Here is a 23,220-nt window from a genome sequence, read left to right as displayed (position 1 = left end):
GAAACAGCATGAAGTTTGCATTTCCCATCCTCACAGCCAAAGGGGAAGAGTTCAAAGATGCCAAGGCGCTGACGGCGCTGATCAATGGCGAGCAATCGGGTCACTATCTTCTTGGCAATCACAACAAATGGCATGGCGGCATTCATATCAGCGACAAGAGTGCCCCTTGGTGCAAGGATAAGTACCCTGTCAGAGCCATGGTCGATGGCAAGGTGGTGGCCTTCCGGATGATGAAGGATTACCTGACTTCTGAATTTCAGGGGGAGTCCTTGCGTTATTCCAACTGCTTCTGCCTGGTACAGCATGAATATTGTGAAGTGAATGCAGAGACCAAGGCGAAAAATGAGTTCACCTTCTACTCGCTCTATATGCATCTGCTGCCTTGGGGTCAGTACCAAAGTACCGAGAAGCTGGTGCTGAAAAAGGGTTGGAACGCGCGAAATTCCGTTCCCCATGCCAATCCCGATGCCGAGCAGCAGCGTGTTGATGCCGCTTTGCCTCGTTTCACCTTGCCCAAGGATACCGAGCTGGAAATGGACAGCAGTGTGCCATCCCAAAAGGGGAATGTCGGGGGCAAGGTGTATGACTTCATCAAGGTGATCATCAAGAGTCAGCTGTCCAATACCCAGATGAAAGAGGCTGAGAAGGCCGGTGTTGTGGTCAGTCAAGGGAGTTCGGTCTGGATCGCCAATAGTCCGGCCGCTGTTGAGGTGATTAAACCCAACCTGCCTACTTGGCTATTCGATCAGATAGAGGCGGAACTGCTGACTAATATGGTTGGCCGTGCGGATCCTGGAGTTGATGGGCCTACAGGTCGTCCGGTGGTGGGAAAGAAAAGTGTTTCTCTGCCTGCCGGTACCAAGTTGCAGTATGATGCACACCAACTCGAATTCCATTGGGATGGTGACAAGGCGCGCAAGATGGCCAGATGCAAATATGTGACGCCGAGTGTGGACGGTGTGCCAAGTAGTTGTGGTGTCGCCTGGGTATGCGTCGAAGACAAATATATCAAGGCAAATACGCTTCCTCCCTCCCATCTTGGCGAACTCTATGTGTTGCCATCTCCCGTGGCTATTGTCGCAGGTGAGACCATAGGCTATCTCGGCCTGGTAGAAACGCCTGGCTCTCTGATTGGAGGCAAAAAGAGCAAGCATCAAGTCCATCTTGAAGTCTTCACCCAGGATCCCCGTCTTGACGATGTGCTGGCCAACAAGGCTGGAACAAAAGGCGGCACTACCTATGCCAAAGTCCCGGCGGAACTCTTCTTATACGAAAAGAAAAAGCAGGAAGATAAAGATATTTGGGTGGCAACCGGTGACAAGAGCCAGGAAGAACTGGTTGAATCTCCAAAGCTTGAGATAGATGCCGCCAAGCAGGAGTGGGTCTGTTCTTCGTCAGGAAAGTATGTCAAGAAAGAGCAAGTCGAACTGTTAAGCCAGCACGACTGGCTGAAGATTGGTTTTAAAAAGGTCGATGGTTCAGGCTCCGATGGCTATCTGGATCCCGATACCCCTCCGGCCTTTTTCACCGATCTGGTCAAGAGCTTCGATTCCGATGGCAATGGTGAACTTAGCAGCGAAGAGATACGGGCGGCCCTGCAAAACAGCAGCAATGCAGAAAAACTTCAGAAGCTAATCGTCAAGCATCACAGTGAGTGGTATGAAAAATCATCAGCCAGCAGTTATCTGTGGCTAGATAAACTAATGAGCAAGATTGGCTTGCCTGATTTTGATTTATTGGTTGACCATGAGAAACAGCGTATCGATAAGCTGGAGTGGATGCAGAGTGCTGCCAAGTTAAAGCTTGATAAGGAGGTCTGGCATTTTTCACCAATGACGATGGTTATAAAGGAGGAGGGATTTGATAGGTTGATAAATGTCGATGAATTTGTTTTGAAATATAAAGAAATGCATATGAGTTTTTCAGCTGGAACTCCGGCCCTATCTTCTCAGTCTGAAAAAAACCTCCGAAAGCTTATAGTCAATATTAATAACTACTATGCAAATAATAGTTTGTACAAGGCTAATCTTTATCGGCTCGCTTATATGCTAGCAACTGCTAGGCATGAGACATACCATTTTGTTTCCGGTGAGTACTTTAGTGAGAAACCTGAAGTAGGTTCAGTTAGCTATTTTGATAAATATGACCCAATATTAGCTGATACGCCTAAGCGTAGAGAGCGAGCAATATTAAATGGAAACACAGTAGAAGGTGATGGGTATAAATATAGAGGCCGAGGCTGTGTTCATCTTACATGGAAAAAAAATTATCAGAGAGCAAAAGACAATATTGGTGTTGATTTTGTTAACTTCCCTGAAAAGGCTGCCGATTTTGACTATGCAGTTTCGATTATGATATGGGGAATGGAGGAAGGGATTTTTACTGGTTCATCGTTGGATGATTATATCAATGAGTCATCGATGAACTATGTTTCTGCAAGAAAAATAATAAATGGCAATGATGCTGCTGCATTGATTGCATCTTATGCAGGAAAATTTCAATCACTGTTAGAAGTAACATCTATAGTTTCAAAGGAATTCTGATATGTTGCGTATATTATTATTGCTTTTTGTATCTTTTGGGGCTTCATCTCATGAAATAAAGTATAGTAAGGATGATGGTGAAGTTTATGTAATGAATGGTGAGGTAAAAAAATCGTTTGATTTTGATGAAAATAGCTTTGGTAATTCAGAGCGGTGGTTCGACTTATTTAATGGTAAACCGGCTATTGTCAATGATAGTAACTCATTGGATAGTTTTTCATCTTATGCGACATTAATATATCATGATAATGATTTCTACATTGATTGTATTTACATAGACTTTAAAAGTAATAAGAGCGGACTTTATGATAAAACAGGGTTTTGCGGTCTAGAAAAAAAGATAGTGAATGGGTATGGAAATGTTGAGAGTTATATAGCCTCATTTTCTGACAAAATTTCTAGACAGATTGGTGATATTGATACATCCCGTCTTATTAGTGGTAAAAACAATTATCTTTCCATCGTCTCATATCGAGATAAAAATACTACTTTAAATAAGGTGTATGAAAGTAAAGAGTCTCTTATTGCTGGTGATTATGAGTATGTAGTTATCTCTGGGGGTAGCTGTAAACGCTATAGAAAATCTCCTTGGGTAGTTTATAATGGAAATGAAAAAACAATATCCTTTGAGACTGAGGTGAGCAGAAATGGAAATATTTTTCTAGTTGGCGCTAAATATGAGGAAAATGATGGTTCGTGTATGAAGTTTAATCCTACCAAGGTTAATTCTAGAAAAGCATATATTTATAGAGGTGGAAAGGTAACTGCGTCATACCTGATTAAGGGGGATTTTATTAATTATCTTTATAGTGATAATCGTAATCATCTTTGTGAAGTTGTTTATATAAATGAAAAAAATAAAGAGGTAAACGGTTCTTTATTATGCTCGGATATTAATTTTGGAGGAAAGTAGTCAGTTGTGTAGGTCATTAGTATTGGTCTAGTATGTATAAATCTAGTAATCATCTGACACCGGTCTCAAACCGGTGTCTTGTTTACGTTACTCTAGTGTGCGCTTCTTTCGGTATCAATTTCAGAACCTTCTTGGATATGTGCTAGGAGGGGAGGTTATCATTCTATTGTTTTGCTCTGATGTTGCCTCTGGTTAGTAGTGCTCCAAATATAGCTCCAGGTCTGACTACATCAGTACCACCGACTCATACCAAGTTGTTCTCCCCTTGATACCTGCAAGGGGCGATGCGGTTACTAGATACCGCCTGCTCCGATGCTGATACCTTTTGGAGTGAGCGTCCGTGAGACCCATTAAAGACATTTTGCAGACAACCATCAGAACGCAAGAGGAGAGGGTTACTTATACTGGATTTAAATAGATAATACGGGATATATTTTGAAAGGAGATATTGGGGTGGCTGATGGGGCTCGAACCCACGACAACCGGAATCACAATCCGGGACTCTACCAACTGAGCTACAGCCACCACTGAAGATAACCATCAATGCTTGCATCGGGGAGATGCATATCATCAATGGCGCGCCCTGCAGGATTCGAACCTGCGACCCACGGCTTAGAAGGCCGTTGCTCTATCCGACTGAGCTAAGGGCGCATTGCCTCGACAAGCCTGGCGGCATGTCGAAAAACCTGGTCGGTGATAAAGGATTCGAACCTTTGACCCTCTGGTCCCAAACCAGATGCGCTACCGGGCTGCGCTAATCACCGAAAATCTCGTCTCCAGCATAGCGACAGCGGCTGTACTGGGCAACGGGCCGGCATCATACCCAAGCGGGAAAGCCAGCGTCAACGAATTTTTCCACCAATGAATTCAAATGCCTACTTATTGCCCTCCATGCGAGAGCCGCTAACACCCGTGGCAAAAAAATGCGACAATGCGCGGCAGTTGAACACATGGTGAGTGAAGAACGATGTCTGCCAAAATCATTGATGGAAAACAGGTTGCGCAAACGATTCGCAATCAGGTCGCAGCGCAAGTCCAACAGCGGTTGGCACAAGGAAAACGGGCGCCGGGTCTGGCGGTGATCCTGGTCGGGGTAGATCCTGCCTCTCAGGTCTATGTCGGCAGCAAGCGGCGTGCCTGTGAAGAGGTGGGCTTTATCTCCCGCTCTTACGATCTGGATGCGACGGCAAGCCAGGAAGAGTTGCTGGCACTGATCGATAAACTGAATGAAGACGCAGACGTTGACGGTATTCTGGTGCAGCTCCCCTTGCCGGCTCACTGCGATACGACTCAGGTATTGGAGCGTATTCGTCCTGACAAGGATGTGGATGGTTTCCACCCCTACAACGTGGGTCGGCTGGCACAGCGTATTCCGGCACTGCGTCCCTGCACGCCCAAGGGCATCATGACCTTGATTGAAACGACCGGGGTCAAGACACACGGCTTGCATGCGGTGGTGGTCGGTGCGTCCAACATCGTTGGCCGGCCGATGACGCTGGAGCTGCTGTTGGCCGGTTGCACTACCACTACCTGCCACCGTTTCACTCAGGATCTGGAAGAGCAGGTTCGCCGTGCCGACCTGCTGGTGGTCGCCGTTGGCAAACCCAATTTCATCCCGGGTGAGTGGGTCAAGCCGGGGGCACTGGTGATCGACGTGGGTATCAATCGGTTGGCGGATGGCTCTTTGGTCGGTGACGTGGAGTTTGAGACTGCCCGCAACCACGCATCCTTCATCACGCCCGTACCGGGTGGAGTAGGCCCCATGACGGTAGCCAGCCTGATGGAAAACACCCTGAGCGCCTGTCAGGACTATCACGACAACGCAAAATGATCTTTGCCTGACTGACCCGCCAGGAGAATGCACTTCTCCTCTGGCTCGCAGCAATAAAAAAACCGGCAAGCCGCAAGGTTGCCGGTTTTTTTATTTATCCAGTTCGACTCTTACATGTTCTGTGCTTCGTTTGGCACAATGACAGAGGCATGATTGCCTTTCGGCCCCTGCTGCAGCTCGAAGTTGACTGCTTGACCTGCTTTCAACGTCTTGTAGCCTTCCATTTGTATCGTGGAGTAGTGGGCGAAAATATCCTCGCCACCTCCTTCCGGACAGATAAACCCAAATCCTTTTGCGTTGTTAAACCACTTGACTGTTCCGGTTGCCATACATCTACATCCTTTTATTGATTACCTTGAAGTCGTTGAGTAACCTGCGCCAGCCCTTTATAACTAGTAACATAGCCCATAGCAGACGGGCGCCGATTAGCAAGTAACCAATCTAGTCTAACTTTTGAGCGAGTCAAGGAGTTGTTAACAACTGATGTGATCTGGTTAACAAGTCTATTGACCAATCTTGTGTTAGGCGGTAGTAATCTAGAGGTACCAAAGCGCGACTATGAGCAAGCAGAAAGAACTCTTTGCTAATGAAGAGATTGCAGAGGCAGAGAAAACCAAGCTGCAACCGCCACCCATGTACAAGGTCGTTCTGAACAACGACGACTACACACCGATGGAGTTCGTGGTGGAGGTGCTGCAAAAGTTCTTTGGTATGGATTTGGACAAGGCCACTCAGGTGATGCTGAGCGTGCATTATAGTGGTAAGGGAGTCTGTGGCACATTCACCGCTGAGATTGCTGAAACCAAAGTGGTCCAGGTCAACACCTATGCACGTAACAACGAACATCCACTGCTCTGTACCATGGAAAAGGCTTGAATCTGATGACTTGATGGCGATGACGACACCACATTGTTGCTGTACTAGGGGAGGTGCCTATGTTGAGTAAAGATCTAGAAAAGACGCTGAACGAGGCTTTCAAACTGGCCCGTGACGAGCGCCACGAATTCATGACCGTCGAGCACCTGTTGTTAGCCCTGCTGGATAACAGCTCAGCCAATGAGGCGCTGAGTTCTTGTGGTGCTGACGTGGAGCAGATGCGCAAAGAGATCAGCGCATTCATCAGTCAAACAACCCCGCTTATTCCCCGTGATGATGAAGACCGCGAGACCCAGCCCACACTGGGCTTCCAGCGAGTGCTGCAACGCGCCGTGTTCCACGTTCAGTCCTCCGGCAACACCGAGGTCAGTGGAGCCAACGTGCTGGTTGCCATCTTCAGCGAGCAGGAGTCCCAAGCTGCTTACTTCCTGAAAAAGGCCGAGATCAGCCGGCTGGATGTGGTCAACTTCCTCTCCCATGGGGTACGTAAAGACAGCAAACCGGACAACAGCAACAACAACGTCGAGTCTGACGATGAGGTCTCTGCTGCCCAGATTGAGAGCTTTGCCACCAACCTCAATCAGCTGGTACTGGAAGGGCGTATCGATCCCCTCATCGGGCGCGACCAGGAGCTCAACCGTACGATTCAGGTGCTCTGCCGCCGTCGCAAGAACAACCCCTTGCTGGTGGGCGAAGCCGGGGTGGGCAAGACAGCCATCGCGGAAGGGCTGGCCTATCGTATCGTCAAGGGTGATGTGCCCGAGGTGATTGCGGGCAGTACCATCTACTCCCTGGATATGGGGTCGCTGCTGGCGGGGACCAAATATCGCGGTGACTTCGAGAAGCGCCTCAAGGTGCTGCTCAAGCAGATCGAGCGTCAGGAAGGGGCCATCCTGTTCATCGACGAGATCCACACCATCATTGGGGCGGGGGCTGCCTCCGGTGGTCAGCTGGATGCGGCCAACCTCATCAAGCCACTGCTCTCCAATGGCTTGCTGCGCTGCGTCGGCTCTACCACCTACCAGGAATACTCCCAGATCTTTGAAAAAGACCGCGCCCTGGCGCGTCGCTTCCAGAAGATCGACATCGTCGAGCCCAGCGTGGATGACACTACCCGCATCCTGATGGGCCTCAAGAGCCGCTATGAGGCGCACCACGGGGTACGTTACACCGTCAAGGCCATCCGTGCCGCGGTGGAGCTCTCCGCCAAGTACATCAATGACCGCCACCTGCCGGACAAGGCGATCGACGTGATCGACGAGGCCGGGGCGGGTCAACGCTTGCTGCCGGTGAGCAAGCGCAAGAAAGTGATCAATGTGCAGGAGATCGAAACCATTGTCGCCAAGATTGCCCGCATCCCGGAGAAATCAGTCTCCTCTTCCGACAAGGAAGTGCTGAAGAATCTGGAGCGCAATCTCAAGATGGTGGTCTTTGGTCAAGACAAAGCCATCGAGGTGCTGACAGACTCCATTCGCCTCTCCCGCTCGGGGCTGGGCAACGAGCGTCGCCCAGTGGGCTGCTTCCTGTTTGCCGGCCCGACCGGGGTAGGCAAGACCGAGGTCACCCAGCAGCTCGGCAAGGCGCTTGGCGTCGAGGTGCTGCGCTTTGATATGTCCGAGTACATGGAGCGCCACACCGTTTCTCGCCTGATCGGGGCGCCTCCCGGTTATGTGGGGTTCGAGCAGGGGGGCCTGCTGACCGACTCTGTTCTCAAGCATCCGCACTCAGTGGTGCTGCTGGACGAGATCGAAAAAGCGCATCCGGACGTGTTCAATCTGCTGTTGCAGGTGATGGACAACGGCACCCTGACTGACAACAACGGGCGCAAGGCGGATTTTCGCAACGTGATCTTGGTGATGACCACCAACGCGGGGGTACAGGAGACCCAGCGCAAGTCAATCGGCTTCCAGCAGCAGGATATGAGCCACGATGCTATGGCGGTGATCAACAAGACGTTCAGTCCGGAGTTTCGCAACCGGCTTGATCACATCATCTGGTTCAACCATCTGGACATGCAGATCATCCATCAGGTGGTCGACAAGTTCATCGTCGAGTTGCAGGTTCAGCTGGATGCGAAAGGGGTATCCCTTGAAGTGTCCGAGGGTGTCCGCCACTGGTTGGCCGAGAAAGGATATGACAGGGCCATGGGGGCAAGACCCATGGGGCGGGTTATCCAGGAACACCTCAAGAAACCCCTGGCCAACGAGATCCTGTTCGGGGCGCTGGTCGATGGGGGGGTTGTGAAGGTTGAGTTGATAAATGACAGCCTCAGCTTTGACTATCAGGTCAATGTTGAAGCCGTTTCCCACTAAGCATTGAACAGTTGAAAGACCACAAAAAACCCCAACCGAAAGGTTGGGGTTTTTTGCTGAATTCCTGGCTTAGCGAGAGCGGAAAACAATACGTCCCTTGGAGAGATCGTACGGAGTCAGAGCTACCGTTACTTTGTCTCCAGTCAGGATACGGATGTAGTTTTTGCGCATCTTGCCGGAAATATGAGCGATAACCACGTGACCATTTTCCAGTTCCACACGGAACATGGTATTGGGCAGGGTTTCGAGAATAGTGCCCTGCATCTCAATACTGTCTTCTTTAGCCATTGAATCCTCTTGATAAGCCACAACAAAAATCCGCTGGATCATGCCGGATTTAAGGCTATGTGTAAAGTTTACTCGGGCTTGCTGTCGATATTTTTCCATTCTCCCTGTATCAGACGCTCATGAGGCAGGTACTGGCTCTTGTAATTCATCTTGCGGCACTCCTCCACCAGGTAGCCCAGATACAGCCAGCTGCGGCCTGTACGCCTGGCCAGTTCCAACTGGCTCAGAATGGCAAAGGTACCGAGTGAGCGATCGGCATGGGCCGGGTCGAAGAAGGTGTACATGGCGCTCAGGGAATGGGGCAGCAGATCCGTAGTTGCAACCCCGATCAGCCGATTATCCTTGCGCATTTCCAGATAGAGGGGAGGCATCCAGTCGCAATGGAGAAACCCCTTGTACTGGGTGCGGCTGGGGGGATACATGCTGCCGTCATGGTGGCGTTCGCGAATGTAGCGCTCATAGAGCTGATAGTATTCGGGCTTGTCATCGTAGCTCAGCACCAGCTCGATATCCCGGTTGAGCTGGCGGATCCGCTTCTGGCTGCGGCTGGGCACGAAGCGTTCGCTGTGGATGCGCAGTGACTGGCAGGCATTGCAGGCCGGGCAGTGGGGGCGATAGATGTCGTTGCCACTGCGGCGGAAGCCGGCCGTCAGCAGGCGCTCGTAACCGCTGGCGTTGAGCAGGCTGTGATCCATCAATACCAGCAGCTGTTCCTGTTCATGACCCAGATAGCTGCATTGATGCTTGGGGGTCAGTCCTACCTTGAGGATCACTTCTTCGGTCATAGTGTCATGCTCCCCGCCTGCCAGCAGCCGGCCGCCAGTGGTTGCCGACTCAGCTGGGTCAGCGTCGTCAGGAATTTGCTTCTCGGCCACTCCTCTATTCCCATGGTGGCCAGAAAGTCGTTCTGCATCTGGCAATCGATCAGGGCCCCGCCATGCCTAGCAAAGTGCTGGCAGAGGGCTACCATGGCCAGCTTGGCGCCGTTGTCGATGCGACTGAACATGGACTCGCCACAGAACACCCGGCCGAGGGAGAGGCCGTAGAGGCCGGCCTGCAGCCGGCCATCCTGCCAAATCTCGACGGAGTGGGCATGGCCAAGGCGGTGCAGTTGTCGATAGGCGTCGATCATGGGTGTGCTTATCCAGGTTCCACTGGCACTGCGACGGGGCGCGGCGCAGGCCGCTATCACCTCATTAAAGGCGCGATCGATGGAAATATCGAATGGGGTTCGGCGGATAAATTTGCGCAGGCTGCGGCCGATGTGCAGTTGCGTCGGCAGTACAACGCCTCTGGGATCGGGTGACCACCACAGCAGCGGCTGGTGGGGTTCGTTCCACGGGAAGATCCCCTTGTGGTAAGCTGCCAGCAAACGGGCGGGGGAGAGATCGCCACCGATCGCCAGCAGGCCGTTGGGTTCATCCAGGGCGTGCTCGGGGTCGGGAAACCAGCACAGCTCATCATCCAATTGGGTAAGATAGCGAGACATAAGGCAACGAGGTTCATAGATGAAGGCCATTATCCTGATAGTATCCAGCTTGTTCTGCTTTGTCACTGCGCCCGCCTGGGCCCAGGTCTACGAGCGCAATACCGCCAGGCCCGTGAATCAGGTGGTGTTTGGCCAGGTTGAAACGGTGCGCAACATCACCCAGCGTCAGATCCTGGAGTCCGAGCGTTCAGGCTGGAAAACCCTGGGCGGCGCCGTGCTGGGTGGTCTGCTTGGCAACCAGTTCGGTGGCGGCCATGGTCGGGAAATCGCCACTGCCGTCGGGGCTCTGGCGGGCGCCGCTGCGGCGCAGCAGTATCAATCCGGCGGCACAGTGGTGGAGAACAAGCTGGTGGAACTGCTCATTCGCAACGAACAGAACGGGCTGGTCAACGTCATTCAGGATTACGATCCGGCCATGGTATTCATGAACGGTGACAAGGTGCGCATCCTCTATTTCGACGATGGCGTGCGGGTCGACAAGACCTACTGAGCAGGGCTGTGGCATGACGGGGAGGTAACAGGAGGGGAACCCGACGTGTGCCCGGGGAGGGGCTGCGGTCGGGCGGTACTACACGACGAGCATCCGGGATGGTGCGATCAGGCCGCTGAGCCTTGAGACACTATCTTGTCACGACCGGTGTTCTTGGCCTGATAGAGCAGGCGATCCGCTTCGCTCAATGCCTCGTCCATGGAGACGCGCCCGACCTGGATCACCCCGAAACTGGCGCGAACGAACAGCGGCGTTTCCCGTGACAGCGGTTGCTGGCGCATCTGCTGGCGCAACCCTTCCAGCCGCTTGAGCAGCACGGGCACGGTGCAGTGAGGCACCATCAGGGCAAACTCCTCGCCGCCAAAGCGGGCGATCATGGCATCGGGGAAGAACTGGGTGAGCAGACGGGTGAGGTGACACAACAGCTGATCGCCGATGGCGTGACCCCAGTGATCGTTGACCTGCTTGAAGTGATCTACATCGAGCACGCACAGTGCAAGCGGCGTCTCCTGGCGCTGGTGTTCCTCGAACCATTTTTGACCCTCGTTGAACCAGTAGCGCCGGTTGTAGAGCCCGGTCAGGTAGTCACGATTGGCCGACTCCTGGATGCTGTTGAACTGTTCCAGCGCCTCCAGATTGTGGCTGACCCGGCACTGCAGCTCTTCCGGCTCGAACGGCTGGTTGAGGAAGTCGTTGGCACCCTGTTTGAGGTAGCGGGCGGAGAGGCCGCGTTTGTCCGACACCGAGATCCCTATGATGGCGAGCTGCTGCTTGCTGTAGCGCTCGCGCAACATGCGTACCAAGCTGATCCCGTCAATTTCTGGCATATAGTAGTCGACCAGTACCAGCCGGATGGCCGGGTTCTGCTCGAGCTGGGCCAGCGCTTCACGGGCGTGGCTCGCCTCGTGCACCTGCAGCAGTTGCTTGCGCAGCTGGGCCATGGTGCGGTGGCGGGAGGTACGGGAATCATCGACCACCAGCACTTCGATGCGCTGGTTGAGGTAGAGGCGATGGACCAGGCTGACGGCATACTGCAGGGAGTGACGTGAATCTTTCATCACGTAATCGAGCACCCCGGCCTCAAGCCAAGCTTCCCGTTTATCCTCGCTGATGTCGGCGGTGAGGATCACCACCGGCAGGCCGCGCTCCAGCAATACCTTGACCGCTTCTCCGCTGGGGGCATCCGGCAAGGTGAGATCCACCAGGGCAACCACATACTCTTCTCCCCGGCAGTGTCGGGCCCCTTCCAGGGTTTCGAACGCATCGATTTCCAGCCCGGTTTGCTGGGCAATGGCCTGGATCAGCATGCGACGAATAGTCAGACTATCCTCGACAATCAATATTTTCTGTTTCATCCGGCTCCTTAAAGCAAAAAGGCATGCCTTGCGGCATGCCTTTTATATCCCTTGTGCTTATTGCGCGTCCAGATAACGCTCTGCATCGAGGGCGGCCATACAGCCGGTACCGGCGGAGGTGATGGCTTGACGGTAGGTGTGGTCAGCCACGTCACCGGCGGCAAATACCCCTTCGATGCTGGTCTGGGTGGCAAAGCCGTCCAGGCCGCCACGCACCTTCAGATAGCCGTTCTGCATCTCCAGCTGGTCGGCGAAGATCTGGGTGTTGGGCTGGTGACCGATAGCGATGAAGACGCCCATCAGTGGCAGGTCGGTGGTGGTGTCGTTCTGGGTGTTGCGCAGACGGACACCGGTCACGCCCATGTCGTCACCCAGCACTTCGTCCAGGGTCTGGTGGGTGTGCAGCACGATGTTGCCGCTGGCAACCTTGTCGTGCAGGCGCTTGATCAGGATCTTCTCGGCGCGGAACTCGTCGCGGCGATGGATAAGGTGCACCTTCTTGGCGATGTTGGCCAGATAGAGTGCCTCTTCCACGGCGGTGTTGCCGCCGCCGACCACGGCCACTTCCTGATTGCGATAGAAGAAGCCGTCACAGGTGGCGCAGGCGGAGACGCCACGGCCCTTGAAGGCCTCTTCGGAAGGCAGGCCCAGGTACTTGGCGGAGGCGCCGGTCGCGATGATCAGCGCATCACAGGTGTATTCGCCGTTGTCGCCCTTGAGGCGGAACGGACGCTGGGTCAGCTCCACTTCATTGATGTGATCGAACAGGATGCGGGTATCGAACTTCTCCGCATGCTCTTTCATGCGCTCCATCAGGGCCGGACCGGTCAGACCCTCGGGGTCACCGGGCCAGTTCTCCACTTCGGTGGTGGTAGTCAGCTGACCGCCTTGCTGCATGCCGGTGATGAGCAGCGGATTGAGGTTGGCACGGGCGGCGTAGACAGCTGCGGTGTAACCAGCCGGGCCGGAGCCCAGGATCAGCAGTTTGCTATGAGTGACTTGGCTCATGATGTGATTTCCGAGACGTGATGAGTTTGCGCGATTGTAGGTAATTCGTGATATGGGGTCAAAGGCCAGTGCGTCGATTGCATCAATCGGCCTCAAGGCCCTTCATGAAGGGGAAGCGCTCTCTTGTCACGGGTTGTTTGTCACGGGTTGTCCCTGGCGGTCGTCATGGGCCCGGGCGAGCTGTACCTGGTGGCCCCACGGCCGACAACAAGAGGAGTGGTGCTCGTGCGTCCTGATTGCAGGCACAAGTGAACCGGACCCCGCTCACATGGAGACAAGCTCGCCAGGATTGACAGCTTCTGGCGCAGTGGGGCCCGCCGTGGGTGGGGCAATTTGGCTTCGATGGGGCTCACCAAGAGGCCCAGTTGTCTGCGAGGGTCGCTTCGGCGGTGCTGCTTAGGGGACGGGCCTGGGCTCTCTTGCCGAAGAAACGCTCTCGTTATGGCACATCGGATGCAAAACACGCTGGAGCGGTGAGGTGCATATCTATAGAAAGGAGGGAAACACGAGGGGGAGGCAGCTGGCTTGGCGGCCTTGGCTGATCGTTGTGGTGACTCTGCACTGACGAAAAGCTCGGCAATACAGGACAAAATAGCAGCAGTGGCAGCGTGATAATCTGCATTGGCAAACTCATTGCCGCTTCCTGCGCCGCTTTGGGCGAAAACGGTATGGTTTCGTGCTGTTAGTTAACGTACACTGGCCAGAACCATGCCTAAGCGGTATTCATGGTTTTTTATTTCTTCAGGTACACCGATAATCATGCTATCCCTCGACTATCGATTGGTGTTTTATGTTGCAGTTATTTTCCGCAACATTTGCGCCTAGCATATTCAGGTATTGACAGGATTTGTGACCATAATTATAAAATGACTGGTGATTCTTACCAAAAAATAGCCAAAGGATGGAATAAATGATGGAAGCTAAGAGTCGGCTAAAGGATTTGGACAGGATTGACCGCAACATTCTGAATGAGCTGCAAAAGGATGGCAGAATTTCGAACGTTGAGTTGTCCAAACGTGTTGGCCTGAGTCCCACACCGTGTCTGGAACGGGTTCGTCGCCTCGAGCGACAAGGGTATATCGAAGGATATGCCGCCATTCTGAACCCTCATTATCTGGATGCGTCTCTGCTGGTATTCGTGGAAATCACCCTCAATCGCGGTGCCCCGGATGTATTTGAACAGTTCAACAAGGCTGTTCAGGTACTCGAAGAGATCCAGGAGTGCCATCTGGTCTCCGGCGATTTCGACTATCTGCTCAAGACTCGAGTCAGCGACATGTCGGCCTACCGCCGCCTGCTGGGGGAAACCCTGCTGCGTCTGCCCGGCGTCAACGACACCCGCACCTACGTGGTGATGGAAGAGGTCAAACAGAGCAGTCGGCTGGTGATCAGCACCCGTTGAGTTGGGTTATGCTGTGGCTTGCCAGCCTTGCGACAAGTCACGACATTCAGAAACGAGCGGCCGGTCCGCTCGTTTCTTCTTATCGTGCCGGTTGTGAATACGGTCGGCACATCGGGCACTGGCTGACAACCGGTGGGCTTTTCAGGGATACTAGGCCCCCTTATCCCCCTGCATTACATGTTTTCAGAAAGGAGCCGGAGTTTGGCCGATAAAAAGCTGTTTACTCCTTTATCAGGTACACAACGGATCTTCGAAGCCGTCTTGATCGCCATCACCCTGATGGCTGCCTATCTCTTGCTTGCCCTGTTGTCCTACCACCCCGCCGATCCTGGTTGGTCCCAGACCTCCTGGCAAGGGGAGGTGAAGAACCTCGCCGGCAGCGCGGGGGCCTGGCTCGCCGATATCACCATGTTTACCTTCGGGGCTTTCTCCTACCTGGTGCCCCCCTTGGTCGTGCTGCTTGGCTGGAGCCTGTTCTGGCGCCCGAGCCGCCTGCTCGATGTGGACTACCTTACCCTGTCGGTGCGCATCGTCGGTTTCATCCTGACCGTGCTCGGCATGTCCGCCATCGCCAGCATGAACTTCAACGATCTGCAGAATTTCTCCGCCGGCGGTCTGGTGGGGGACGTCATCTCCTCCGCCGTGGTGCCGCTGTTTGGCGGCGTCGGGGCCAACCTGCTGCTGCTCTGCTTCGTGGCCACCGGCATCACCCTGTTTACCGGCTGGTCCTGGCTCACCATCGTCGAGCGGATCGGCGCCGCCTGCACCGGCTCGGTCAGCGCCGTTTATCACTTTCCTGCCACCCTGGGCCGCTGGCTCACCGGTGGCTGGCGCCAGCCCCGTTACGAGGGGCCGGATCCCCTGCTGGAAGGGGGCGTGGGTGCCATCGAGCTGGGTGACGACGAGGAGGATGAGCCGCACACCGGCTGGACCCGTCGTCCGAAGGAGAAGGTGGCCGCCAAGGGCCAGAAGGCCAAGTCCGAGGAGTGGCTGCCCGAGCTCGACGAAGATACCTTCCAGTTCGATCCGCAGTTTGACGACGACGATGATGACGCGCCTGCGCCGGTTACCCGCACCAAGCGGACCGCCGCGGCCGGCGCCCGTCGTCAGCCCGCGCTGGTGACGGCCGATGACGAGGACGATGATCTCGACTTGCCCTGGGCCGAAGGGGATGAGGAGGCGCCTGCACCGGCTGCCCCTACTCCTGGCAAGCCCAAGCGCCGTCTGCAACCAGGGCTGCCCCCCTTGCCGAGCATCGAGCTGCTGGACCGTCCGCCCGCCAAGACCCAGATGATGAGCAAGGACGAGCTGGAGCGCATGGGCCGGCTGGTGGAGGCGAAACTCGCCGACTACAACGTGCAGGCCAAGGTGGTGGGCGTCTATCCGGGCCCCGTCATCACCCGCTTCGAGCTGGATCTGGCGCCCGGCATGAAGGCGAGCAAGATCACCAACCTCTCCCGCGATCTGGCCCGCTCTCTGTCGGCCAGCAGCGTGCGGGTGGTGGAGGTGATCCCGGGCAAGACTTATGTGGGGATCGAGCTACCCAACCGGGTGCGTCAGACCGTCTACCTGCGCGAAACCCTCGACTGCGAGGCGTTCTCTGGCAGCCGCAACCCGCTCACCATGGGGCTGGGTCAGGACATCGCCGGCGAACCCGTGGTGGTGAACCTCGCCAAGATGCCCCACCTGCTGGTGGCCGGTACCACAGGTTCCGGTAAGTCGGTGGGGGTGAACACCATGATCATCTCCATGCTCTACAAGTCGACGCCGGACGATCTGCGCTTCATCATGATCGACCCCAAGATGCTGGAGCTGTCGGTCTACGAGGGGATCCCCCATCTGCTGACCGAGGTGGTGACCGACATGAAGGACGCCGCCAACGCCCTGCGCTGGTGCGTGGGCGAGATGGAGCGTCGCTACAAGTTGATGTCGGCGGTCGGGGTGCGCAACCTCAAGGGCTACAACGACAAGGTGCTGGCGGCCATCGAGGAGGGGGAACCCCTGCTGGATCCGCTGTGGCGTCCGGGTGACTCCATGGATCAGATGCCGCCTGAGCTGGAAAAACTGCCCCACATAGTCGTGGTGGTGGACGAGTTTGCCGACATGATGATGATCGTCGGCAAGAAGGTGGAGGAGCTGATCGCCCGTATCGCCCAGAAGGCGCGGGCGGCCGGTATCCACCTGATCCTGGCGACCCAGCGTCCGTCGGTGGATGTCATTACCGGTCTCATCAAGGCCAACATCCCGACCCGTATCTCGTTCCAGGTATCGAGCAAGATCGACTCCCGTACCATCATCGATCAGGGCGGCGCCGAATCCCTGCTCGGCATGGGCGACATGCTCTACATGCCGGCCGGTACCTCCAACCCGACCCGGGTGCACGGCGCCTTCGTCGATGACCACGAGGTGCACAAGGTGGTGGCGGACTGGAAACTGCGCGGTGAGCCGAACTACATCGAGGAGATCCTCTCCGGTGAGTCGGGCGGCGAGGGCGGCAGCGGCGAATATGGCGGTGGTGACGACGAAGAGCTCGACCCCCTGTTCGACGAGGCGGTGGCCTTCGTGGTGGAGTCGCGCCGCGGTTCCACCTCCAGCGTGCAGCGCAAGTTCAAGATTGGTTACAACCGGGCGGCCCGTCTCATCGAGCAGATGGAAAACCAGGGCATCGTCAGCGCCCCGGGCGGCAATGGTCAGCGCGACGTGCTGGCCCCACCGCCGGTGCGGGACTAAGGCTCACCCCTCTATCATCCTGGCCATGCCCTCTGCGGGCGTGGCCTTTTATCGAGATAGCCGTTATGAAAAGCGTGATGAAAAAACAACTGTTGATGGGCACAGTACTGCTGGTGGCCAGCAGCCAGGCGTGGGCCGATGCGGCCAGCGATCTCAAGCAGAAACTGGCGGGAGTGAGCCTCTTCTCCGCCAAGTTTGCCCAGGTGGTCTATGACAGCAAGGGCAAGGAGCTGCAGCGTGCCGGCGGCACCCTGCTGGTGCAGCGTCCCAACCGTTTCAACTGGCACACCACTACGCCGGACGAGAGCCTGATCGTGGCCGATGGCAAGGATGTCTGGATCTACGATCCCTTCGTCGAGCAGGTCACCGCGCTCAAGATGAAGGATGCGGTGCTCAACACCCCCTTCGTGCTGATCGCCGGCAACGACGATGCGCTCTGGAAGAACTACGACGTGACCCAGCAGGGGGACGTCTATACCGTCACCAGCCGCAGTCAGGATGAGCTGATCGCCTCCTTTCGCATTACCTTCGACCGCCAGAACAACATCAATCGCTTCGACGTGAAAGAGGCCCAGGGGCAGTGGAGCGAGTTCACCCTGAGCAACTTCAACCGCAAGCCGGCGCTCAAGGGCAACGAATTTGTCTTCAAGACGCCTGCGGGGGTCGCACTGGACGATCAACGCTGATGCGCAAGCAGGCGCTGGCTTTATTGGCAGGCCGCCCGGCAACGGCGGCCTGCACCCTTCCTGACGGTCAATGCAGATGAGCAATTTATCGCTGGATTTCTCGTCGGACTTTCGTCCGCTGGCGGCCCGGATGCGGCCGCAAACCCTCGAGCAGTACATAGGTCAGCAACATATCCTCGGGCCCGACAAACCGCTGCGCAAGGCGATCCTGGCGGGCCACTGCCACTCCATGATCCTGTGGGGCCCTCCCGGCACCGGCAAGACCACGCTGGCAGAACTGGTTGCCCACTACTGCCAGGCCGAGGTGGAGCGGCTCTCGGCGGTCACCTCCGGCATCAAGGAGATCCGCGCCGCCATCGACAAGGCCAAGGAGAACAGCTGGCGCGGGGTGCGCACCATCCTCTTCGTGGACGAGGTGCACCGCTTCAACAAGAGCCAGCAGGATGTGTTCCTGCCCCACATCGAAGACGGCACCATCACCTTCATCGGCGCCACCACCGAGAACCCCTCGTTCGAACTCAACAACGCGCTGCTCTCCCGGGCCCGGGTCTATCTGCTCAAACGGCTGGAGGTGCAGGATATCCTCGCCATGATCGATCAGGCGCTGCAGGACCCCCGTGGCCTCAACGACCCGAGCCTCGCCTTCGCCCCCGGGGTGAAGGAGGCGCTGGCGAAAGCCGTGGACGGGGACGGGCGCAAGTCCCTCAACTATCTGGAGCTGTTGGCCGACATGGCCGAAACCGACAGTGCCGGGGCGCGGGTGATCGACAGCAGCCTGCTCGCCGCCGTGGTGGGGGAGCACGTGGCGCGCTTCGACAAGGGGGGCGATCACTTCTACGACCTCATCTCGGCGGTGCACAAGTCCATTCGCGGCTCGGCACCGGATGCGGCGCTCTACTGGTATGCCCGCATGGTGAGCGCCGGTTGCGATCCGCTCTATATTGCGCGCCGGCTGCTGGCGATTGCCTCGGAAGACGTGGGCAACGCCGATCCCCGTGCCATGCAGGTGGCGCTCTCGGCCTGGGATTGCTTCCATCGCATCGGCCCGGCGGAAGGGGAGCGGGCCATCGCCCAGGCGATCGTCTATCTCGCCTGCGCCCCCAAGAGCAATGCGGTCTATACCGCCTGGAAGGCGGCGCTTCACGATGCCAAGAACCTGCCGGACTTCGAGGTGCCGCCGCACCTGCGCAACGCGCCGACCAGGCTGATGAGCGAGCTGGGCTACGGCGCCGAGTATCGCTATGCCCACGACGAGCCGGGCGCCTATGCCGCCGGCGAGCAGTACTTCCCGCCTGAGCTGGCTGGCAAGCAGTACTATCAGCCCACCGATCGCGGCCTTGAGAAGCAGATCGGCCAGAAGCTCGACTACCTGCACGAACTGGACAAGCAGAGCCCGCGTCAGCGGGAGAAATAACCGGCCGGGGCAGGGGAGTGGCCGTGCCTCTGCCTGACCAATTCGGGCCGATTGCACGTTAATTGGTCAGCCGATTTGATCCAGGTCGTCATCCCCCGGAAAACAGGGCAAAACGGGCGCAATAGTCCCTGTTCGGGCGGGGGGGCGGTCTGATACACTGCCCCTCTGACCCCGCTTGTCTTGGCCTGGTGCCATCTTCTTGATTTCGAAGGCTTGCTCTTGTTGGCCCGATGCAAAAAGACGACAGGGGTGTGCCAACCGATGTTAACTTCCGGATCTGTTTCCCAGCCCGTCATGATGACTCAGGCCCAGATCCCATTTTAAAAAAGTAGGTAAACCATGCTGGATCCCAAATATCTGCGCAGCGACATCGACGATGCCGCCGCTCGTCTGGCGACACGTGGCTACGCTCTGGACGTAGCGGCTGTCAATGCTCTGGAAGAGAAACGCAAGGATCTGCAGTCCCGTACCCAGGAGCTGCAGGCCGAGCGCAACGCCCGCTCCAAATCCATCGGTGAGGCTGCCCGTCGCGGCGAAGATGTTGCCCCCCTCAAGGCCATCGTTTCCAAGATCAACGAAGAGCTCGAGACCAGCAAGGTCGAGCTGGATGCCCTGCTGGCCGAGCTGAAGACCATCGCCGACGCCATCCCCAACCTGCCGAGCGACACCACTCCGGTCGGTCGTGACGAGAACGACAACGTAGAAGTGCGCCGCTGGGGTACCCCGCGCGAGTTCAGCTTCCAGGTACGCGATCACATCGATCTGGGTGAAGCGGCCAAGGGCGTCGACTTCAAGAACGGCGTCAAACTCTCCGGTTCCCGTTTCGTGGTGATGAAGGGCCAGATTGCCCGCCTGCACCGCGCTCTGGCCCAGTTCATGCTGGACCTGCACACCCTGCAGCACGGTTACACCGAGTGCTACGTGCCCTATCTGGTCAACCCGGACAGCCTGTACGGCACCGGTCAGCTGCCCAAGTTCTCTCAGGATCTCTTCAATACCGGCATCGAAGGGGAAGGGGAAGAAGAGGGCAAGGTACGCAAGTTCTCCCTGATCCCGACCTCCGAAGTGCCGCTCACCAACATGGCCCGCGACGAGATCTTCGACGAGCAGGAACTGCCCATCAAGATGACCGCCCACAGCCCCTGCTTCCGCTCCGAAGCGGGCTCCTACGGCCGTGACACCCGCGGTCTCATCCGCATGCACCAGTTCGACAAGGTCGAGATGGTACAGCTGGTACACCCGGAAAAATCCTGGGACGCGCTGGAAGAGATGGTGGGTCACGCCGAGAAGGTACTGCAACTGCTGGAGCTGCCGTATCGCGTGATGGCACTCTCTACCGGTGACATGGGCTTCTGCGCTGCCAAGACCTACGATCTGGAAGTGTGGCTGCCGGCCCAGAACACCTATCGCGAGATCTCCTCCGTCTCCAACTGCACCGACTTCCAGGCACGCCGCATGCAGGCTCGCGTGCGCATCGACGGCAAGCCGCAGCTGCTGCACACCCTGAACGGCTCTGGCCTGGCGGTGGGTCGCACCCTGGTGGCGGTGCTGGAGAACTACCAGCAGGAAGATGGCCGCATCGCCATCCCGGCTGCGCTGCAATCCTACATGGGCGGCCTGACCCACATCGGGTAAGCGCTCATTGCAGACGACAACGCCATGGCATGCCATGGCGTTGTGCATTCTGGCGCCGGTCAACCGTTTTAATCGTGAATAAATCTGCGTTGCCAGCGCCTCTTTGAACATGTAACACAATTTTATCAAGCATTGCGCAATCGTTTTTGTTAGACTGCGCCGCAATTTCGCAGGACATCTTTTTCTATGGTCTGGATTGATTACGCCATCATCGGCATCGTCGGTTTCTCTGCTCTCATCAGCCTGGTGCGCGGCTTCGTCAAGGAGGCCATGTCTCTCGTCACCTGGTTCGTCGCCTTCTTCATCGCCAGCCATTTCTATCCCGATCTCGCCGTCTATTTCACCTCGTTCAGCGATCCCCTGGTGCGCAATGGCCTGGCCATCGCCGCCCTGTTCGTGGCGACCCTGATCCTGGGCAGCGTGGTCAACTACGTGGTGGGCCTGTTGGTAGACAAGACGGGGCTGTCCGGCACCGACCGGGTGCTCGGCATCTGTTTTGGCGCAATTCGCGGGGTACTGATCGTCAGTGCCCTGCTTTTTTTCATGGATACCTTCACCAGCCTCTCCCAGAGCGACTGGTGGGTGGCATCCAAGCTGGTGCCCGAGTTCAAGCCGGTCATCCAGTGGTTCTTCGGGTTCATGCTGAACTCATCGAGTTTTCTTAAACAGGTATAGTGACTTCGAGGTAGCAAAGACATGTGTGGTATTGTCGGTATAGTTGGCACCACCCCCGTCAATCAGGCCCTCTACGACGCCTTGACGGTGTTGCAGCACAGGGGACAGGATGCCGCCGGGATCGTGACCATTGACAGTGGAAACTTCCGGCAACGCAAGGCCAACGGCCTGGTGAAGGACGTGTTTGAAGTGCGTCACATGCAGCGCCTGAAAGGGCATATCGGCATAGGACATGTCAGATATCCCACCGCAGGCAGCTCCAGTGCCGCTGAAGCCCAGCCTTTTTACGTGAACTCTCCCTACGGCATGGTGCTGGCCCACAACGGCAACCTCACCAACGCCAAGGAGCTCAAGGAGCAGCAGTTCAAGGTGGCCCGCCGCCACATCAACACCACCTCGGATTCCGAAGTGCTGCTGAACGTGCTGGCCCACGAACTGGATCGCTGCGACAAGATGGCCCTGCAACCGGAGGACATCTTCGCTGCAGTGCGCAAGGTACATCAGCAGATCCGCGGCGCCTATGCGGTGGTCTCCCTGGTGATCGGCCACGGCCTCATCGGCTTTCGCGATCCCAACGGCATTCGCCCGCTGATCCTGGGTCGCCGGGTCGACGAGCAGGGGCAGGTGGAGTACATGCTCGCCTCCGAGAGCGTGGCGCTCGATGCCATCGGTTTCGAGACGGTGCGCGACATCGCCCCGGGCGAGGCCATCTACATCACCGAGCAGGGCCAGCTCTTCTCCGAGCAGTGTGCGGAGAACCCGCAAATGAGCTCCTGCATCTTCGAGTACGTCTACTTCGCTCGCCCTGATTCGTGCATCGACAAGGTGTCGGTCTATGCCGCTCGCCTCAACATGGGTCGCAAGCTGGGTCAGAAGATCGCCCGCGAGTGGGAAGATCTCGACGTGGACGTGGTCATCCCCATCCCCGAGACCTCCTGCGACGTGGCGTTGGAAATCGCCCACACCCTGGATCTGCCGTACCGTCAGGGCTTCGTGAAGAACCGCTACATCGGCCGTACCTTCATCATGCCGGGCCAGACCCAGCGCAAGAAGTCGGTGCGTCGCAAGCTCAACGCCATCAGCTCCGAGTTCAAGGGCAAGAAGGTGTTGCTGGTGGATGACTCCATAGTGCGCGGTACCACCTCCGAGCAGATCATCCAGATGGCCCGTGAAGCGGGAGCGGCCAAGGTCTACTTCGCCTCGGCGGCACCGGAAATTCGCTTCCCCAACGTCTATGGCATCGACATGCCCACCGCCAACGAGCTGATCGCCCACGGCCGGGAAGTGGAAGAGGTGTGCAAGCTCATCGGCGCCGATGGCCTCATCTTCCAGGATCTGGAAGATCTGGAAGCGGCGGTGCGGGAGATCAACCCCGAGCTGCGTCACTTCGAGACTTCGGTGTTCAACGGCCACTACGTCACCTCCGACGTGGATCAGTCCTACCTCGACCACCTCAACGCCATGCGCAGCGATGACAACAAGGCGGTGCGCGAGTGGCAGGAAGGCACCAGCAACTTGGAAATTTTTAACGAAGGCAGTTAAACGTTTTCCACGCTGAGGTGTTGCAACGAGA

At 56.5% G+C, this 23,220-nt stretch carries 19 protein-coding genes and 3 tRNA genes; 13 read left to right on the top strand and 9 right to left on the bottom strand.

Features of this window, described 5'->3' with window-relative positions:
- Nucleotides 1-8: 8 nt before the first annotated feature.
- Together CK627_RS16760 and CK627_RS22675 are read left to right on the top strand one after the other, a co-directional pair.
- Nucleotides 9-2,543 carry a hypothetical protein gene (locus tag CK627_RS16760; protein WP_095592916.1) on the top strand — a complete coding sequence of 845 codons (2,535 nt, stop codon included), beginning with the start codon at nucleotides 9-11 and terminating at the stop codon, nucleotides 2,541-2,543.
- A gap of 1 nt (nucleotide 2,544) precedes the next feature.
- Complete coding sequence (locus tag CK627_RS22675) at nucleotides 2,545-3,456, top strand: hypothetical protein (protein WP_157737194.1); 912 nt, start codon at nucleotides 2,545-2,547, stop codon at nucleotides 3,454-3,456.
- A gap of 449 nt (nucleotides 3,457-3,905) precedes the next feature.
- On the opposite strand, the gene CK627_RS16755 is transcribed toward CK627_RS22675, so the two are convergent.
- The 3 genes from CK627_RS16755 to CK627_RS16745 all read right to left on the bottom strand — a co-directional run bounded on the left by CK627_RS16755 (nucleotide 3,906) and on the right by CK627_RS16745 (nucleotide 4,220).
- Nucleotides 3,906-3,981: transfer RNA gene (locus CK627_RS16755), tRNA-His, on the bottom strand.
- A 49-nt stretch (nucleotides 3,982-4,030) separates the two neighbouring features.
- A tRNA-Arg gene (locus CK627_RS16750) sits at nucleotides 4,031-4,107 on the bottom strand.
- A 36-nt stretch (nucleotides 4,108-4,143) separates the two neighbouring features.
- Nucleotides 4,144-4,220, bottom strand: a tRNA-Pro gene (locus CK627_RS16745).
- A gap of 203 nt (nucleotides 4,221-4,423) precedes the next feature.
- On the opposite strand from CK627_RS16745, the gene folD reads away from it, so the two are divergent.
- Nucleotides 4,424-5,287: a bifunctional methylenetetrahydrofolate dehydrogenase/methenyltetrahydrofolate cyclohydrolase FolD gene (gene folD / locus CK627_RS16740; RefSeq protein ID WP_005300012.1), complete on the top strand. Its 864-nt coding sequence runs from the start codon at nucleotides 4,424-4,426 to the stop codon at nucleotides 5,285-5,287.
- 110 nt (nucleotides 5,288-5,397) lie between these two features.
- Here folD and cspD read toward each other — a convergent pair whose 3' ends face one another.
- Nucleotides 5,398-5,616 (bottom strand): cold shock-like protein CspD, encoded by a 219-nt coding sequence (gene cspD, locus CK627_RS16735; protein WP_005300025.1) that lies wholly within the window; start codon nucleotides 5,614-5,616, stop codon nucleotides 5,398-5,400.
- 229 nt (nucleotides 5,617-5,845) lie between these two features.
- On the opposite strand from cspD, the gene clpS reads away from it, so the two are divergent.
- Both clpS and clpA read left to right on the top strand, forming a co-directional pair.
- Nucleotides 5,846-6,163 (top strand): ATP-dependent Clp protease adapter ClpS, encoded by a 318-nt coding sequence (gene clpS, locus CK627_RS16730; RefSeq protein WP_005300028.1) that lies wholly within the window; start codon nucleotides 5,846-5,848, stop codon nucleotides 6,161-6,163.
- A 59-nt stretch (nucleotides 6,164-6,222) separates the two neighbouring features.
- A complete protein-coding gene (clpA, locus tag CK627_RS16725) occupies nucleotides 6,223-8,475 on the top strand; it encodes an ATP-dependent Clp protease ATP-binding subunit ClpA (RefSeq protein WP_095592915.1) in 2,253 nt (750 codons plus the stop codon).
- Between the two features lie 69 nt (nucleotides 8,476-8,544).
- Here clpA and infA read toward each other — a convergent pair whose 3' ends face one another.
- The 3 genes from infA to aat all read right to left on the bottom strand — a co-directional run bounded on the left by infA (nucleotide 8,545) and on the right by aat (nucleotide 10,252).
- Complete coding sequence (gene infA, locus CK627_RS16720) at nucleotides 8,545-8,763, bottom strand: translation initiation factor IF-1 (protein WP_005300033.1); 219 nt, start codon at nucleotides 8,761-8,763, stop codon at nucleotides 8,545-8,547.
- A gap of 68 nt (nucleotides 8,764-8,831) precedes the next feature.
- Nucleotides 8,832-9,548 (bottom strand): arginyltransferase, encoded by a 717-nt coding sequence (locus CK627_RS16715; RefSeq protein ID WP_005300035.1) that lies wholly within the window; start codon nucleotides 9,546-9,548, stop codon nucleotides 8,832-8,834.
- Nucleotides 9,545-10,252: a leucyl/phenylalanyl-tRNA--protein transferase gene (gene aat / locus CK627_RS16710; protein ID WP_095592914.1), complete on the bottom strand. Its 708-nt coding sequence runs from the start codon at nucleotides 10,250-10,252 to the stop codon at nucleotides 9,545-9,547. Before aat ends, CK627_RS16715 begins: the two co-directional genes overlap by 4 nt.
- 19 nt (nucleotides 10,253-10,271) lie before the next feature.
- Between aat and CK627_RS16705 the strand changes: the two genes are divergently transcribed.
- Nucleotides 10,272-10,742, top strand: a complete 471-nt coding sequence (locus CK627_RS16705) for an outer membrane lipoprotein (RefSeq protein WP_005300039.1) — start codon at nucleotides 10,272-10,274, stop codon at nucleotides 10,740-10,742.
- Between the two features lie 107 nt (nucleotides 10,743-10,849).
- Here the strand turns inward: CK627_RS16705 and CK627_RS16700 are convergent, their stop codons facing one another.
- Nucleotides 10,850-12,097, bottom strand: a complete 1,248-nt coding sequence (locus CK627_RS16700) for a diguanylate cyclase (RefSeq protein WP_024941339.1) — start codon at nucleotides 12,095-12,097, stop codon at nucleotides 10,850-10,852.
- Between the two features lie 57 nt (nucleotides 12,098-12,154).
- Complete coding sequence (trxB, locus tag CK627_RS16695; protein WP_054545048.1) at nucleotides 12,155-13,105, bottom strand: thioredoxin-disulfide reductase; 951 nt, start codon at nucleotides 13,103-13,105, stop codon at nucleotides 12,155-12,157.
- Nucleotides 13,106-14,015: 910 nt separating this feature from the next.
- On the opposite strand from trxB, the gene lrp reads away from it, so the two are divergent.
- From lrp to purF, 7 genes are all read left to right on the top strand, one after another.
- A complete protein-coding gene (lrp, locus tag CK627_RS16690; protein ID WP_005300047.1) occupies nucleotides 14,016-14,507 on the top strand; it encodes a leucine-responsive transcriptional regulator Lrp in 492 nt (163 codons plus the stop codon).
- A gap of 201 nt (nucleotides 14,508-14,708) precedes the next feature.
- Nucleotides 14,709-17,237: a DNA translocase FtsK gene (locus tag CK627_RS16685; protein WP_095592913.1), complete on the top strand. Its 2,529-nt coding sequence runs from the start codon at nucleotides 14,709-14,711 to the stop codon at nucleotides 17,235-17,237.
- A gap of 77 nt (nucleotides 17,238-17,314) precedes the next feature.
- Complete coding sequence (gene lolA / locus CK627_RS16680; RefSeq protein WP_043158752.1) at nucleotides 17,315-17,923, top strand: outer membrane lipoprotein periplasmic chaperone LolA; 609 nt, start codon at nucleotides 17,315-17,317, stop codon at nucleotides 17,921-17,923.
- Nucleotides 17,924-17,993: 70 nt separating this feature from the next.
- Nucleotides 17,994-19,337 (top strand): replication-associated recombination protein A, encoded by a 1,344-nt coding sequence (locus tag CK627_RS16675; protein WP_017787137.1) that lies wholly within the window; start codon nucleotides 17,994-17,996, stop codon nucleotides 19,335-19,337.
- A gap of 339 nt (nucleotides 19,338-19,676) precedes the next feature.
- Nucleotides 19,677-20,972, top strand: a complete 1,296-nt coding sequence (gene serS, locus CK627_RS16670; RefSeq protein WP_010634209.1) for a serine--tRNA ligase — start codon at nucleotides 19,677-19,679, stop codon at nucleotides 20,970-20,972.
- Nucleotides 20,973-21,158: 186 nt separating this feature from the next.
- Nucleotides 21,159-21,647, top strand: a complete 489-nt coding sequence (locus CK627_RS16665) for a CvpA family protein (protein WP_005300057.1) — start codon at nucleotides 21,159-21,161, stop codon at nucleotides 21,645-21,647.
- 21 nt (nucleotides 21,648-21,668) lie between these two features.
- A complete protein-coding gene (gene purF, locus CK627_RS16660) occupies nucleotides 21,669-23,189 on the top strand; it encodes an amidophosphoribosyltransferase (protein WP_005300060.1) in 1,521 nt (506 codons plus the stop codon).
- The last annotated feature ends 31 nt before the right edge of the window (nucleotides 23,190-23,220 follow it).

It is taken from the genome of Aeromonas dhakensis (assembly GCF_002285935.1).
GTDB lineage: Bacteria > Pseudomonadota > Gammaproteobacteria > Enterobacterales > Aeromonadaceae > Aeromonas > Aeromonas dhakensis.
This window is presented reverse-complemented; position numbering and strand designations above follow the sequence as displayed.